Origin of the sequence: Pelodictyon luteolum (genome assembly GCF_001622165.1) — a bacterium.
GTDB lineage: Bacteria > Bacteroidota > Chlorobiia > Chlorobiales > Chlorobiaceae > Chlorobium > Chlorobium luteolum_B.
On sequence record NZ_LVWG01000030.1, the window covers coordinates 1 to 14,514 of the forward strand.

Annotated in this window: 13 protein-coding genes; 10 read left to right on the plus strand and 3 right to left on the minus strand. The window is 54.7% G+C overall.

Translation table 11 applies throughout. The annotated features are described in order from the left end of the window. Positions 1-27: 27 nt before the first annotated feature. Both A3K90_RS05555 and A3K90_RS05560 read right to left on the minus strand, forming a co-directional pair. On the minus strand, positions 28-909 hold the full coding sequence (locus tag A3K90_RS05555) for an IS3 family transposase (protein ID WP_303681573.1): 882 nt from the start codon (positions 907-909) through the stop codon (positions 28-30). A gap of 5 nt (positions 910-914) precedes the next feature. Beyond that, entirely contained in the window at positions 915-1,211 is a 297-nt protein-coding gene (locus A3K90_RS05560; protein ID WP_303681574.1) for a transposase, read from the minus strand. A 138-nt stretch (positions 1,212-1,349) separates the two neighbouring features. Between A3K90_RS05560 and A3K90_RS05565 the strand changes: the two genes are divergently transcribed. From A3K90_RS05565 to A3K90_RS05580, 4 genes are all read left to right on the plus strand, one after another. After that, the gene (locus A3K90_RS05565; protein WP_303681575.1) at positions 1,350-3,767 is read left to right on the plus strand and encodes a polysaccharide deacetylase family protein; all 2,418 of its coding nucleotides are present in this window, start codon (positions 1,350-1,352) and stop codon (positions 3,765-3,767) included. A 37-nt stretch (positions 3,768-3,804) separates the two neighbouring features. Beyond that, the gene (locus tag A3K90_RS05570) at positions 3,805-4,665 is read left to right on the plus strand and encodes a glycoside hydrolase family 75 protein (protein ID WP_303681576.1); all 861 of its coding nucleotides are present in this window, start codon (positions 3,805-3,807) and stop codon (positions 4,663-4,665) included. Between the two features lie 260 nt (positions 4,666-4,925). Next, positions 4,926-5,714, plus strand: a complete 789-nt coding sequence (locus A3K90_RS05575) for a hypothetical protein (RefSeq protein WP_303681577.1) — start codon at positions 4,926-4,928, stop codon at positions 5,712-5,714. Positions 5,715-5,948: 234 nt separating this feature from the next. Continuing rightward, a complete protein-coding gene (locus tag A3K90_RS05580) occupies positions 5,949-7,163 on the plus strand; it encodes a DNA recombination protein RmuC (RefSeq protein WP_303681579.1) in 1,215 nt (404 codons plus the stop codon). 293 nt (positions 7,164-7,456) lie between these two features. Here the strand turns inward: A3K90_RS05580 and A3K90_RS05585 are convergent, their stop codons facing one another. Next, the gene (locus A3K90_RS05585) at positions 7,457-8,713 is read right to left on the minus strand and encodes a DEAD/DEAH box helicase (RefSeq protein WP_303681580.1); all 1,257 of its coding nucleotides are present in this window, start codon (positions 8,711-8,713) and stop codon (positions 7,457-7,459) included. Between the two features lie 442 nt (positions 8,714-9,155). Between A3K90_RS05585 and A3K90_RS05590 the strand changes: the two genes are divergently transcribed. The 6 genes from A3K90_RS05590 to A3K90_RS05615 all read left to right on the plus strand — a co-directional run bounded on the left by A3K90_RS05590 (position 9,156) and on the right by A3K90_RS05615 (position 14,478). Then, positions 9,156-9,530: a hypothetical protein gene (locus A3K90_RS05590; RefSeq protein ID WP_303681581.1), complete on the plus strand. Its 375-nt coding sequence runs from the start codon at positions 9,156-9,158 to the stop codon at positions 9,528-9,530. Positions 9,531-9,649: 119 nt separating this feature from the next. Further along, positions 9,650-9,949 carry a hypothetical protein gene (locus tag A3K90_RS05595; protein ID WP_303681582.1) on the plus strand — a complete coding sequence of 100 codons (300 nt, stop codon included), beginning with the start codon at positions 9,650-9,652 and terminating at the stop codon, positions 9,947-9,949. Positions 9,950-9,968: 19 nt separating this feature from the next. Further along, entirely contained in the window at positions 9,969-10,124 is a 156-nt protein-coding gene (locus tag A3K90_RS05600) for a hypothetical protein (RefSeq protein WP_303681583.1), read from the plus strand. A gap of 278 nt (positions 10,125-10,402) precedes the next feature. Beyond that, the gene (locus A3K90_RS05605; RefSeq protein ID WP_303681584.1) at positions 10,403-11,794 is read left to right on the plus strand and encodes a M48 family metallopeptidase; all 1,392 of its coding nucleotides are present in this window, start codon (positions 10,403-10,405) and stop codon (positions 11,792-11,794) included. Positions 11,795-11,827: 33 nt separating this feature from the next. Next, positions 11,828-13,333: a glycosyltransferase gene (locus tag A3K90_RS05610; RefSeq protein WP_303681585.1), complete on the plus strand. Its 1,506-nt coding sequence runs from the start codon at positions 11,828-11,830 to the stop codon at positions 13,331-13,333. After that, positions 13,330-14,478 carry a glycosyl hydrolase family 8 gene (locus A3K90_RS05615; protein ID WP_303681586.1) on the plus strand — a complete coding sequence of 383 codons (1,149 nt, stop codon included), beginning with the start codon at positions 13,330-13,332 and terminating at the stop codon, positions 14,476-14,478. Before A3K90_RS05610 ends, A3K90_RS05615 begins: the two co-directional genes overlap by 4 nt. The last annotated feature ends 36 nt before the right edge of the window (positions 14,479-14,514 follow it).

Below are 14,514 nucleotides of genomic sequence, written 5' to 3' on the forward strand. Positions count from 1 at the left end.
TGGAGTTGCAAGGGAAAAATGAACACTTTAAGAAGCCAAAGACCTCGATTGGTAATAATTGCGTAAGTATTCTGCTGGAGAGAGATATCCCAAGGTCGAATGCATCCGTTTCCGGTTATAAAAGACATGGATATACTCAAACAGGAGCTTCTGTAGCTCTTCCTTGCTACGGATCCTTCTGCCGTAAATCCATTCGGATTTCAGGGTCTTGAAGAACGACTCTGTTGCCGCATTATCGTAACAGTTTCCCTTGCCGCTCATGCTTTGAATCATCCGGTACTCGGAGAGTTTTTTTCTGAATGATTTGCTGGCATACTGCACGCCACGATCAGAATGGAAGAGGACTCCTTCCGGTGGCTGCCGATGCAGTACAGCCATCTCTAATGCAGGAATGACGGTGGTTTCGGTCGACATGCTCCTGCTGAGTGAATACCCGATGATTTCCCGATTGAAGAGCTCCATGACCACTGTGAGGTACTGCCAGCCGCTATCGGTCCACAAGTAGGTCAGATCGCTCGTCCAGACTTCAAACGGCATATCCGGATAGAAGTCCTGATCCAGGAAATTCGGTGCTATGGGCTCCTTATGGTTCGAGTCCGTCGTCACTTTGAACTTTCGGGCGCACCTTGCCCGGATGCCCATTTCCCGCATCAGTCGGGCTACCCGGGGCCGGCTGCATTTGATGCCTCGCTTCCCCAAATCCAGCGCTATCCTAGGGCTCCCATAGGTCTCGTGGCTCTCTTTATGGATATCCTTGATAGCGGTCATGATTCTCGCGTTCTCTTCGGTTCTGGAGCTTTTAGGTCGCCGTGTCCAGGCATAATATCCGCTGAAAGTGACGTCAAGAACCCGGCACATCGTCCTGACAGCAAAGACATTCTTGTGTTCATTGATAAAGCTATAAATCAATGATTTTACCTTGAGAACACGGCGAGCGCTTTTTTTAATATCTCTCGTTCTTCCGTTACTATCTTCAATTCCCGCTCAAGCTTACGGAGCTTTTCAGTCTCAGAATCCTTCGGGTTACCTGTCCCGGGAAAAGCGCCATCCTTCTCGGTCAGGTACTTGCTCCGCCACCGGTAAAGAACGTATGGATTGATCCCGAGATCATCGGCGACTTCCTTCGCGGTCCTGTCGCCCTTGAGGGTGAGCTCGACGGCATCCATTTTAAACTGCTTGTCGTACTGACGACGGGGTGTTTGCGGTGCCATAATTCATATCTCCTGTTTTTGAGGAATATATGGCTTCTTTGAGTGTCCATAATAATGTAGCACCTCCAAAGCCTCATTCTGACGGCATGCATTCTTGCCTCACTATGCGCATCATTGACAGCTTCTGCATCAAAGCCGGTGCCTGCTCCCGTGCTTCTCACGCTTGATACAGAGCTCGATGGTGATGTTCTGGCACTCAAAACGCTTGGCATTGATGTGCCTGCAACATATTTCATAACAGGGAAATTTGCTGTGGCATATCCGGAACTTGTCGGCAAGCTTGCAGCGGCAGGCAACACCATCGGGTCACATTCCCATGCCCACCCGCATCTTCCGGCTCTTTCACAGGACTCTCTGGAGAATGAAATCCGCATATCAAAGACGATCCTGGAATCGGTTACCAAAAAGCCCGTTGTCTGGTTTCGTTCGCCCTATATGGAATACGACCTCCGCGCAATGAAAGCACTGAAGGCACAGGGATTCCTGTATGACAGCTCGGATTCAGAGCACTGGGAGGAACAGTCTGTGCTGGCTGAGCTGCCGATTTCCGACATACGCCGCGGAGCCATGCTTGCTTCTGATTATGACCTGATCATCGAGCAGCATATGAAGGAAAATGAGTTTGAGGATGCCTTAAAGGAGCTGTACCGGACGAAGAGCATCCTTGGGCAGCCGGCAGTCATTCTGCTGCATCCGAAAAATGCTGCCATCTATCCAAAAGCCCTTCAGAATTTCATCGGTTTCGTGAAAAATGAAGGCGGACGGTTCGTAACTGCCGATCAGTATGTCGCAGAAATGCAGGCTCATAAGCCCAGCCGTTACGCTCTTTGGGTTGATTTCAGCGAGGCCGGAATGCCCTCACCTGAATACATTGCCGCAAATCTTGCAAGGACATCGGTCACCGATGTGTTTCTTATGGCAAAGGATGCCGAGGGGACCTTCTATTACGGACCGAAAAGCGCCGACGACGTATTTGGCCGAACCCTTGCACTCCTGCGCAAGCAGGGACTGAAGATTAAGGTGCATGCATGGCTTCCCGCGCTCTCTGATGGCCGGGCGCTCAAAAAGCACCATAGCTGGGCCATGACCGCCCAGAACGGGCGCCTTTCGGCAAACTGGATGTCCCCGGCCAACCCGGAAGTCGCTGCATACATGAAATCCACCGTTACAGATATCATCAGGAACTACGGGGTGGACGGCATCCATCTTGACCGCCTGTCCTATCCTGACCTTGATTATGACTACAGCAGGGAGAACATCAGGGCGTTTGCCGCGGCAAAGGGACTTGGTTCCGTTCCGGCTCTCAACGAGCTCCTGACCCTCCATTACAACTCCTGGGTCAACTGGCGGAGCATGCGGGTGAGTGAATATGCCGCGAAAGTAGGTGAGGCCGTCAGAAAGGCCGGAAACGAGGATGTTGAATATTCTGCAGAGATGCAGGGTAAGCGCGTCTTCAACTTCAATGATGTTGCGCTCTCAGGCCAGGAAGTGTCGCTGCTGGCACAGTCTTTTGATTTTCTCGTGCCGATGCTCGAGGTTTCCGCTACTCTGGAAGATCGTGAGCTGATAGAGCGGAGCATTGCCTCATTGAGAATCAAGGCAGGAGAAAAGCCCCTCATCATGCGGGTTATGCTCCCCTCCAACGGCCGGGCTGTTTCGCCGGAGTACCTGTCAGGTGTTCTCGGCGCCCTTTCCAGAGGCCTTGAGGGCATGGGTTTCTCATCCTATCAGGCTGTTTTCGGGAGTCAGAGGGGCGGGCGGAGCATTGATGAGGGTAACCTCGACGCCATCAACCGGGTGTTCGGGGGGGCGGGGCTGAAGCCGTTCGTCATGCCCCATCAGCCGGGTACCCTCACGTTCTTCAACATACCTGTTCTGCCCGGTGTCTTTACCCTGATGATGGCTGTGGTTTTCAATATGGTGGCAATGCCCGTATTCGGCAGGAAGACCCTTGAGAATGGTACCGATGGCATGATGTATGCGGAGCCGGAGGGTGATTCAGGCTGGCGGGAGATAGGGGCCAGAACCCATGCCGGGCTTCTGGACGGCCCTTCAGCAGAGCAGGTCTGCAGCATGCTGCGCAGTTACGATGCTCGCGGCGTTCATCAGAACAGGATCATCCTCGTGCTTGATGCCATTTCCCGGCCGGGTACTCCGATGCCCCGTCTGTATGAAGTTGTGTCCGGTTCAAAGGAGTGGAAGTCCCTGGCCCTCAAGTACTTGCATGAGGTATGCCTTCTCGGCTATGCCGAAATCGACGACCGTTCTGTCACCTTGACCTCCGATGGTTGGGCGATGCTTGAGGGTGCACGCAAGGAAGGCTTTGAGCTGGCGTTCTGGTCATTCATGGAAGAGCGGCTTCATGAAACGGTTTTGGTCAAGTGCCCGCATTGCGGGGCTGAGAATGTTACCAGCTTCTACTGGCAGACCTTTGAGTGCAATGAGTGCGGGAAGGTTCAGCGTCTGGGTGAATCATCGGTGGTGGCGGTCCGCACTCCTGCAGGGAGCGTCTACAGCAGCGATACAGTCCAAACGCCTGAAGCCACTTCCCTGTGAACACAGAAACCGCTGACAATCCTTATGCAACGTACACATGAGTAACAGCTCTCTACGCCACTTCACCTTCATGCTTGCCGTGCTTGGATTCGGGATCTCGCTCATCTCCGCAGGAGTCCCCGAGCTCCAGGCCGGCGAATTCAGGGCGAAGGCATGGAAGAAGTATCGGGGAACGAGGATTTACATGCTGCAGGACCGGAGTGCCTACTCTTACGTCACCGGATCCATGACCATCGACGCAGACGGTGCACCGAATGCCTACCATCCTAAAAACTCTGGCCTGGACGACCTTGCCAATGCGGGATATCCCCGCCAGTCATGGTGGAATACTGTACTGGTTTCCGATCCGGCTGACCTTAGCAGGCCCTACATCATGAAATCCGGTCCGTATGCCGGGTATTACCTCTCCATGACCACCCTTAAGGATCTGCGGTATGCTGAGACCGATTCTCGACGCTATGTTGACGCCTCGAGGATTCCCTACATTGTATTCCCTGAGACGTTTGCCGCTATGGACGGGGTAGGGCAGATTGGTGATTACGGCGTTGCCGTGAACCTCGACAACGGCAGTTCGTCAGGCTTTGTCGTCGCCGATATCGGGCCGGTAAGGCATCCTCTGGGGGAGATTTCGATCGCACTTGCCACACGGCTTGGCGGAAAGGATGTATCCGCCCGAACCGGCCCGTCAAGGCCGATGGGGGAGATTCTCTATATTGTTTTCCCCGGTTCCTTAAACCGATATCCATGGCCGCAGGACCTGCATTCCATTGAGTCGATCACGCAGAAAATGCTTGAGGAGGCGGGTGGCGCTGGCGTTCTGTCTGCTCTTGCCGGCTATAGGCTGCCGGTTGCTCCTAAAGGAGCATCGCAGTCGGGCAGGGGAGCCAGGGAGCGCTGAAGCGCCGCCTCGATGCCAGGACGGAAGAGTGGAGGGAGTAACCCAAAGGTAGGGCAACTGCGTCGTGGGGTGTGTCAACCTGATGCATCTGTTGCGCATTGCTCCGTATCCGGCATGTTCGTCACTATTTCCCCGGGGCTTCCATTAATGCCTCATGTTCCTGTTTGTAAAGGATTTATGAGGTTTATTGCTGTTTGGCATGGTTATTGTATCTGATATGTTCTGTCGTTCAGTTACGGTAACCCACCAATACAACAGCAATGCAGTACATATTGACACTCTCTCTCACCCTGCTGTTACTTTTTCTGCTGGCAGAGGCTTTTCCGGCAACTGCAGGTGCAGCCATGGTTCTGGCGGCAGCAGAGTCTTCAAGCCTCAAGACAGTGATTGATCCTGCGTCACTCATGACTGTATTTATGGCCATTACGGGTGTGGTGGCAGGTCCGGTACTCAGGAAAAAACACGACCGAAGGGATTTTTCTGCACCGGTCCGCATTGAGCCCGGTGCCGTTGACTGGCAGAGCATCGACCGGGCAGCCTGCCGTGGAGTGCTCGATGGCGCTGCTGGCGGGATGGTGAACGCAATGATGCGGGGCAATGATGTCGGGAAGATCCACCGCAACAGGATTGCCCTCGTGATGGACGCCCTCGGGCGCTCATCATCCCCCATGCTTGAACTGTATGCGGTCGTCGAAAACAGCTATGAGTGGAAAGCATTGGTGCTGCAGTACTTTCATGAGGTCTGTCTGGAGGGATATGCTGAAATCAACGTGCGGTTCGCAAGCCTTACCCGGAAAGGATCAGCTTTTCTCGAGCAGGCACGGGCGGATGGCTTTGATCCTGCATTGTGGGGGTTCATGGAGCGCCGGCTGCATGAAACCGTTGCGGCCGTCTGCCCCCATTGCGGCAGTGCGACACGTACATACTTTTTCCGCGACACCTATGTCTGTTCAGGATGCAGGGAGCGCCTGGAGCTCAAAGAGTCTGAAGTGCTCACCCTTTCATGCAGCGATCTTCATCTGCAGCCGAGGAGGGCCGTATCGAAATGACGTGAGAGCGGTGCTGTAAGGCGTTCATCTGGATGGGACCGGTAGCGGGAGAATAAGAGATCTCTGCAAATTGCCGGCCCCGGCACATGCACCACTCAATCGACAAAATCCTTCACCCTCATCCCGCCCCGGGACTTCCATTTCGGGCAGGTGGGTGGTTAGGGTTTTGGTGAAGGCGGGGCGTATATTGAGTGAACGCGTTTCCTGAATCCTTGAGCCAACCCCTGAACCGCCATGACCTCCCTTCTTGCCGCATTATCACTGCTCCTGCTCATTTTCCTGTTCCTTGCTGTCCGCCGGATTGTGTCTGATGCTGCCATACTTGCCGGGCAGCAGGTCCGTTACGCAAAACTTGAGTCCGAGCTGGAATTCGAGCGCAGCCGGTTCTCCGATCAGGCCGGTTACCTTGAAGCATCCGAAGCCCGCCTTCAGGAAGCCTTCGAAAACCTTTCCCGCCGCATGCTGGATGAACGAGGCAGAGCTCTTGGCGAGGATTCCCGGGTCCGTATGGATGCACTGCTCCATCCTCTCCGTGAGCAGCTTGAAGCCTTCCGCCGGAGGGTTGATGAAGTGCATGTGAAGGATGTCGAGCTTTCCGGGCAGCTTCGACTGCAGGTTCAGCAGCTTATGCAGCTTAACAGCAGGGTGAGTGACGAGGCCAACAATCTAGCCCGTGCAATCAAGGGTGAATCAAAGGTACAGGGTGATTGGGGTGAATTTGTCATAGAACGGATTTTTGAGTCATCAGGCCTTCTTGAGGGACGTGAATACCTTGTCCAGGAGAGTTTCAGGGATGAGGCTGGACGGCTCCTGCGCCCTGATTTCATGGTCAATATTCCCGGAGGCAAGAGCATCGTCGTCGATGCGAAGGTCTCCCTCACCGCCTATGACCGATACTCGGCGCTGGAAGATGGCGCGGAGCGGAAGGAGGCACTCAAAGAGCATGTCGCTTCGGTGAGACGGCATATTTCAGAACTTGAGCAGAAAGACTATTCAGGGATCGGCGGAAACAGGACACTTGATTTCATCATCATGTGCATTCCTGTAGAGCCGGCATGGCAGGCGGCGATGCAGGGTGATCCTGAGATAGTCTATGAGCTTTCAGGTCGGAATGTCGTGATCTGCGGTCCCGCTACCCTCATGATCACCCTGAAACTCATTGCACAGATATGGCGGCGGGAAAACGAAAACCGGAACGCGGAGAAAATAGCAGAGAAAGCGGGGAAGATCCATGACCAGGTCGTCCTTGTGGCCGAATCCCTTCTGGATGCCCGCAAAAAGCTTGCCGGAGTGAACGATGCATTCGATATTGCGCTCCGCCGGCTCAGCGAAGGAAAGGGCAATCTGCTCGGAAGGGTGGATGAGATCAGAAAACTCGGAGCCAAGGTCGGCCGAAAGATCCCGGATGAACTCCTCTTGAAGGAAGATGGCGAGGATGATGAAGGGTGAGGATGCCTTCGTTTTTAATTGTGAATTCTGCGCAAAGAACTTTAATAAGCAAAGAGAAATCAGAAACGGGAAAAAAGCGGGTTAGGGGAGGGGACACCATGGGGAAACAGAGGATGTATGAGAGCCTTTTCTGAAGCGGGTTCGATGTGCGGTTTCAATGGGGGAGAGCAGCTGGAAGCGGTTGTGCGTCGTGCCTGTTTTCCGGCTGCACAGCCGGCCCTCCCTGGTGCGGAGCTTCGGGAAGGGCCCTGTGGCGGATACTTATGGATCGATGCTCTTCGGGACGGTTGTTCTTACCACCGTTTCCCGGCATTGGCGGAGCGCTGTTTCGGTCTGGCGTTTCCCTGCGGTCTCGGTGCCGGGTGGCCGCTGCGGCCACGTCCCTGCTCTTTGATGATCTTCACCGGGTTGTGGTCCATGAGCGGGAAGGGATGGCTTTCGACGACGGGGATGCTTTTTGCTATGAGCTTTTCAATATCGCGCAGGTACTCTTTCTCCTCGGCATCGCAGAATGAAATCGCCGTCCCTGCCGAGCCGGCCCTGCCGGTACGTCCGATGCGGTGCACGTAGGTCTCAGCAATATTGGACATTTCATAGTTGATTACCCATTCAAGGTCGTCGACGTCGATTCCTCTGGCGGCAATGTCGGTTGCGACAAGCACCCTCGTTTTCTGCGACTTGAAGTTCGACAGGGCCCGCTGGCGGGCATTCTGGGCCTTGTTGCCGTGAATGGCTTCGGCCGTGATGTTGTGCTTCTCGAGGTGGCGCACCACTTTGTCGGCGCCATGCTTGGTGCGTGTGAACACCAGAACCGTCCTGATGTCGGGGTTCTGCAGGAGATGGACCAGAAGGCCGCTCTTGTTTCCCCGATCCACGAAGTAGATCTGCTGGTTGATGATTTCAACCGTAGAGGAGACCGGCGTGACCGATACTTTTACGGGATGTCGCAGGATGGTTGAGGAGAGTCTCTGGATTTCCGGGGGCATTGTTGCCGAGAAGAAGAGCGACTGGCGTTCCTTCGGCACGGCGGCAAGAATTTTGCGTATGTCGTGGATGAAGCCCATGTCCAGCATGCGGTCTGCTTCGTCGAGCACGAGGATTTCAATGTCGTGCAGGTGCAGGATTCCCTGGTTCATGAGGTCGAGGAGCCGTCCGGGTGTTGCCACAAGGATGTCGACGCCGCGGCGAAGCGCATTGACCTGCGGGTTCTGGCCCACGCCGCCGAAAATGACGGTATTGGTGAGGCCTGTATGGCGGCCGTATGCTGAAAAGCTTTCTCCGATCTGGATTGCCAGTTCACGGGTGGGCGTGACGATGAGGCTTCTGATCTTTCTTGATCCATCAATTGCCTTGCGTTCACGCAGAAGCTGCAGGATCGGGATGGCGAAAGCGGCGGTTTTGCCGGTTCCGGTCTGGGCGCATCCGAGTAAATCGGTGCCCTTGAGGATGATCGGAATGGCTTCGGTCTGTATGGGAGTCGGATGGGAATATCCTTCCTCTTCCAAAGCGCGGAGGATGGGTTCAATGATATGGAGCGAGCTGAATTTCATAGGGGGGTGTGTGTTGCCATGGAGCCCCCGGTATGGATTTCGGCAGGGGGGATTGCCGCCGGATGAGATCCGGCTGGACTGAATATATGATTTCCTGAGGTAAATCTTTCTTTTCCTTCCTTATGCCCCTCATTCGCCTGATGGTTTTGTCCGGATCCTCAAGGGTGGGGCCGGAAGAGGGTGGCGTGCAGCTTGTCCCGCCATGGTAGGGACTTCCATATGGAGTCCGGGTTGCACCCTGCTCGACCATTTCGTCGTTCATGCGACCAGCCGGTCGGCAGGAGCACCGGAACAGCGGCCCGGAATGGGTTGACTAAAGATTGCAGGTTATTGTAATAAAATACGATGCATTGTTATGTCACTTTCTGGCACGGTTCTTGAAAATAACTGACGAGACGGTGCCGGGAAGGCATACATTCAGAACAAAAATAAAGGAGTTGCTATGCGTGCATCAATGCGGCTGTTCATCATTACCGGGGTTCTTTTATCCCTTCCTCTTTCATCAGCGCTGTACGCCAGAGGCGGCGGCGGTGGCGGCGGAATGCGCTCGATGGGCATATCCGGCGGTGGTGGCAACGGTACGGGCAGCATGAACATGTATCAGGGAAGCGGCGGGAAAGGGAAGGCAGATGCAGACGGCGACGGCATCAGTGACCGCGCCCGTGATTCTGATGGCGACGGCATTTTCAACGGACAGGATGCCGATTACGTTCGCCCACAGGACGGGACAGGGCGGGGCGCCACAGAGTTCCAGGGCTCCGGGACAGGTGTTCGCAAGCTTGACGGCACAGGGCCGGGTGCTGTTACTGTAGAATAAGAGGAATGATGGGACCCCGAAGCGGGTCCCTTTTTTTTAGTGGTGCGCCCTAAGCATGGGCGTCTCTCCAAAAAAGGAAGTTCGTCCTGTGATTGTCGTATATTCCATACGGATGCATCGTGCCGATATTCCCTCACCCCATGATTCCGTGCCCCATGCCCCTTTCCTCCATTACCAGTAAAGACCTTCTCGGCAGGCTTCAAAATGCCCTCTACCTCGAGGAAACAGGGATATCTCTCTATACAAAACATCTTGCAAATACGCTCTTTTTTTCTGGATTCAGCGAGTCCAAACGTGTACGGATGCAGGAAATACTCGCTCTTCTTGCCTCCGAGTCCAAAGGACATGAGGCCACCCTCTATAACGTCATCGAATTCGTCAATTCATCCGGTCTAGATGTTTACCCAAGAGAGTTTTAACGAATACTTCCAGCAGCTTTTGGAACTTGAGCAGATGATGCACCGTGAGGCTTCGGAGCTTGCGGCATACCTGCCCGAAGGGAAATACTCACTGCTGATGCGCCATGTGGCAGAGGATGAAGCACGGCATGTTGAGCTTGTCAAAGAGCTGATCCGTCTTTCACGGGAAGCCTGATGCGCCGACGCATTTTTAAATCCGCCGCTCATCTCTGGATTGTTGCAGCCTCTGCTGCGGCTGTGGCAGGATTGACGACAGCCATTTTCCTCAGCACGCAGGATACTTCCCAGCCCTGGGGCCGATTCGCTGAGATGTATACTCAGCCACCTGTCATTGGTATCCCGCATCGTCCGGGCGATATGGTCCTGGATGAGATGGGCTTTGTGTCGCCTCCCTCAAGCATACCTGGCGGACCCGTGCCTTCCGCCGGGCTCTCACTGGAAGTTCCTGGAGTCATGGGTCCATATTCCGTTGAGCCGCATGCGGTGCCTGTTATGGCGCCGGCAGGAGATGATGCGCTGTGGCGTGCAAGGCGGTTGAGCTGGCGTCGTCAGTTCCGCCCCGCCCTCGCCCTCTATGACAGCCTCCTTGCTGCCGGCGATGAACCCCTCTCCCTCTTGCGTGAAAAAGCCCGTGTGCTCGGCTGGATGGGTCGGTACGGGGATGCTCTGAAGTGTTACGGCGAAACGGTCCGCCGCTACCCTGACAGCGCTGCTGCTGCCGCAGAGGCGGATGCAAAAGCCGCCCTGTATGACGGACGGTACAGGGAAGGTGTCCGGGCATACCGCCGGTGGCTGGATCTGGAACCGGGGAGCCCCGAGGCGCTGTTCGATCTTACACAGCTCCACTATGGACAGCAGCGATGGACTGATGCCATAGCTCTGAGCGGCCATTTGCTCAAGGAGATTTCCGGTCATGATGCTGCCCGTCAGGTGAGGCGGAAGGCTCTCTTCCATGCCGAGGGTACGCCGCTTTATTCCGAGGCAGTGTTCTTCCATTCCGAAGGCGGTACACGTCAGGCGGAGCTCGAATACCTCTCGATTGCCTCCTCGGTTGCACGTCCCCTCAATCCTAAACTGATGGCTGCCATCAAGGTCGATACCCGCTTTTACAGGTTTAGCGGAAGCAATCCGGATCCTATGGCCATCACGACATCTGCTGCTTTCACATACCGCCGCATGCCGGATGCTGCAGTCGAAGGGTTCATCGGCAGCACCATGAAATCTAACGGTCCCTACAATACTGTTACCGGGGGACTCGGAGTTCAATCTTCGCCTCTCGATGACCTGCATCTCCTATTCCGTTACCGTCACGGAGATGTTGTGGAAAATGCCGCCACATTCCTTGACTGTCTCAGCGAAAACTCTCTCCGCTTCCAGACGGTATACAGGCCCTCCAGAAAATGGCAGGCGGACCTTGAGGGATTTCGTTCATGGTATTCAGACGGCAATGTGCGCACCGATTACGGCGTTGAACTCCGCTCCCATCTCTCCTACGAACCTACCCGCCTTACCCTGTTCTGGCGCTGGGACTCGTTCGGCTACAATCAGGAGCAGCCGGACTATTTTACACCCGGCACATTCAATGTCCATCATGCGGGAGTTGATGCCATTCATTACTTTAAGGGTGATGCTCTCTACGGGGGCGGGAACAATACCTCCATCAGGATGCGCGGCAGCTTGAACTTCGAGCCCTCCGGAGGCCGCTCGAAAAGCGTGCTTGCGGAGTTCCGTCATGATTGGAACGACCGGTTGAGTTCGTCTCTTCTCTACGACCGGACATGGAATGATGAGTCCGGCGTATACAGCGCAGACAGGATGGCGGCTTCATTGCTCTGGTATTTTTAATCGGCAGGGATAAATTCTGGATCAAGGGATAGTATGAGAAAAGCGCCGATCTCCGGCCTGATGGTGGTGCTGGTCATTCTGCTTTTCATTGCGCTGGCGGTCTATGTGACGGTCCGTGGTTATTTTCTTGTCGTTTCCGATTATCCCCTTGTTGAGCGCATCTACGGATTTGTGTTTTTTGCCGCCGAACTGTTCGTCCTTCTGCACGGGTTCGGCTATTTCACCAATGTGCTTGCGCTCTCCATCAAGCCTTATCGTAATCAGCAGGCTGCGTCACAGGAACAGCCCACGGTAGCCATCCTCATACCTGCACGCCATGAGCCAAAAGAGGTTCTTGAAGAGACCCTTCTGGCCTGCCGCAACCTCGGCTACCCGAATAAAACGATCTACATCCTTGACGACTCCTCGATCCTCTCCTACAAGGATGAAGCGCGTGAACTAGCCTCCCGCTTCAATGTCGAACTCTTCAGCAGGAATGGAAACCGCGGTGCGAAGGCTGGCATGCTCAATGACGCACTTGTTCACATCAATGCGAAGTACATCGCGGTTTTCGATGCCGACCAGAATCCCATGCCGGGATTTCTGCAGAAAATTGTTCCCGTGCTCGAAGCCGACAGTCGTCTGGCACTGGTCCAGACACCCCAGTTCTACACCAATACGGCAGAGAGCCGGGTTGCATGGTCGAGCAACATCCAGCAGGCGGTTTTCTACGAGTACATCAGCGAGGGCAAATCGGTAAAAAACGCCATGTTCTGCTGCGGCACGAATTTCGTAATGCGAAAAGATGCACTTGATAGTGTCGGCGGATTCGAGGAGGGTTCGGTTACCGAGGATGTGGCCACTACCCTCAAACTCCACATGGCAGGCTGGAAATCTCTCTATTATGAGTACGCATACGTTTTCGGTATGGCACCTGAAAACCTCGGATCGTATTTCATGCAGCAGAACCGGTGGGCCATGGGGAGTGCACAGCTTTTCAGGAAGGCTGCAGGGTTGTTTCTCAGGCGTCAGGGAAGCCTTTCCCCTCTCCAGTGGTTCGAGTATTTTCTTTCCGGCAGCTACTATTTCATTGGATGGGCCTACCTGATCCTCCTTTCGGCACCGATCAGCTACATTCTTTTCGATACCCCTTCATATTTCATGGACCCTTCGGTGTTCATGCTCACCTTCATACCCTATTTCATTCTTTCGGTGCTGCTGTTCTACTCGGGCCTTGAAATGCGCCATTTCTCTCCCTTCAACCTCATCAAGGGGCAGATGCTTGCCATGATTTCCATTCCGGTCTACATGCGTGCGGTCGTGCAGGGCGTCCTCAACATTTCTGTACCCTTTCAGGTGACGCCCAAAAACGGAGCCGGAGCCCTGTCCTACACGCAACTTGTCCCTCAGCTCATGCTCTGGGTACTGCACCTCGCCTCTCTCTGCTGGGGTCTTCTGCGGATCTATTATGAAGGTGACATCTCCCTTTTCATCAATGTCTTCTGGATCGGGTACCACCTGTTCCTTTTCAGCGGGCTCTTTTATTTCAACGAAGAATGATGCCCCGCAGCCGCATGCTCATTGTTGGCTTCGTTGCCTTTTCCATGATCGGGCTGATATCATGCTGGCCGGCTGAAACCGATGATGCCATCGTTCTCCGCAAATCATGGGCCGGATACCTGCACACGTTTGTCCAGGAGGGCAGGGTGGTAAGGCCCCGGAACGGCTTCGACACCGTCTCTGAAGGTCAGGCCTACGCCATGATCCGGGCGGTGACGGCGTCCGACCGGACCTCGTTCGATGCCATTCTTCTCTGGACTGAGAAAAACCTCTCCCGAAGAGAACTGCACGGAGACAACCTTCTGGCCTGGCATTATGCCGACGGGAGGGTTGTCGACTGGCAAGCGGCATCTGACGCAGACATCGATTATGCATACAGTCTCCTTCTTGCTGCAAGGAAATGGGGGGATCCATCCTATGCCAGGCTCGGACGACAGGTGCTCGCTGATATTCTCCGCATGGAAACCATAACCTATGAAGGCAGGCTCCGCCTGCTTCCCTGGAACCGGAAACCAACGGACGGTAAGGGTTACGTGGTCCAGAACCCATCCTATTATTCACCAGCCCAGTTCAAGCTGTTCTTTGGTGAAACAGGTGACGGGCGATGGCTTGAGCTTGCCGCAACCGGCTATGACCTGCTTGACCGGCTGCAGGAGCCAGCCGGCGGCGGTGCCTTCCTCGTGCCGGACTGGTGCCGAATAGGTGAAGGGGGTGATTTGAGGGAGCTTGAAGGCTATTCATCGCTCTACGGCTGGGATGCGTTACGGGTCCCGATGCGCATTGCACTTGATCATGCACTTTTTCATGAGCCCAGGGCCGCTCGGGTGCTTGGGCGCTTTGCTGAATTCTATACCAGCGAATTCAAGCGGTTCGGTCATGTGCATTCCGTCTATTCAACCGGGGGCAGATCGGTGGTGTACGATGAAAACCCGCTTTCATATGCCGCTGCATACGCAGCCCTTGAGGCGTCCGGATCGCCTCTGGCGGAAACAGCTTACCGCCGTCTGCAGCGGTTCAGCCACCAGAAGAAAGGCCACATCTACTATCTGGACCGTAAGGATTACTATGCCAACAGCCTTTCCTGGCTTCCCTCCTATTACCGTCTTCTCCTGAACTCTGAAAATTCTTCCCTCCAGGACAGGTAGTGTCCTACCGGGTTGCGTATGTTCGCATGCAATGTT

What these genes read in the sequence shown, in the direction of transcription:
- A3K90_RS05560 (WP_303681574.1), bottom strand. Translation starts at nt 1,211, where the DNA reads ATGGCACCGCAAACACCCCGTCGTCAGTACGACAAGCAGTTTAAAATG.
- A3K90_RS05570 (WP_303681576.1), top strand. Translation starts at nt 3,805, where the DNA reads ATGAGTAACAGCTCTCTACGCCACTTCACCTTCATGCTTGCCGTGCTT.
- A3K90_RS05575 (WP_303681577.1), top strand. Translation starts at nt 4,926, where the DNA reads ATGCAGTACATATTGACACTCTCTCTCACCCTGCTGTTACTTTTTCTG.
- A3K90_RS05580 (WP_303681579.1), top strand. Translation starts at nt 5,949, where the DNA reads ATGACCTCCCTTCTTGCCGCATTATCACTGCTCCTGCTCATTTTCCTG.
- A3K90_RS05585 (WP_303681580.1), bottom strand. Translation starts at nt 8,713, where the DNA reads ATGAAATTCAGCTCGCTCCATATCATTGAACCCATCCTCCGCGCTTTG.
- A3K90_RS05590 (WP_303681581.1), top strand. Translation starts at nt 9,156, where the DNA reads ATGCGTGCATCAATGCGGCTGTTCATCATTACCGGGGTTCTTTTATCC.
- A3K90_RS05605 (WP_303681584.1), top strand. Translation starts at nt 10,403, where the DNA reads ATGGGTCCATATTCCGTTGAGCCGCATGCGGTGCCTGTTATGGCGCCG.
- A3K90_RS05610 (WP_303681585.1), top strand. Translation starts at nt 11,828, where the DNA reads ATGAGAAAAGCGCCGATCTCCGGCCTGATGGTGGTGCTGGTCATTCTG.
- A3K90_RS05615 (WP_303681586.1), top strand. Translation starts at nt 13,330, where the DNA reads ATGATGCCCCGCAGCCGCATGCTCATTGTTGGCTTCGTTGCCTTTTCC.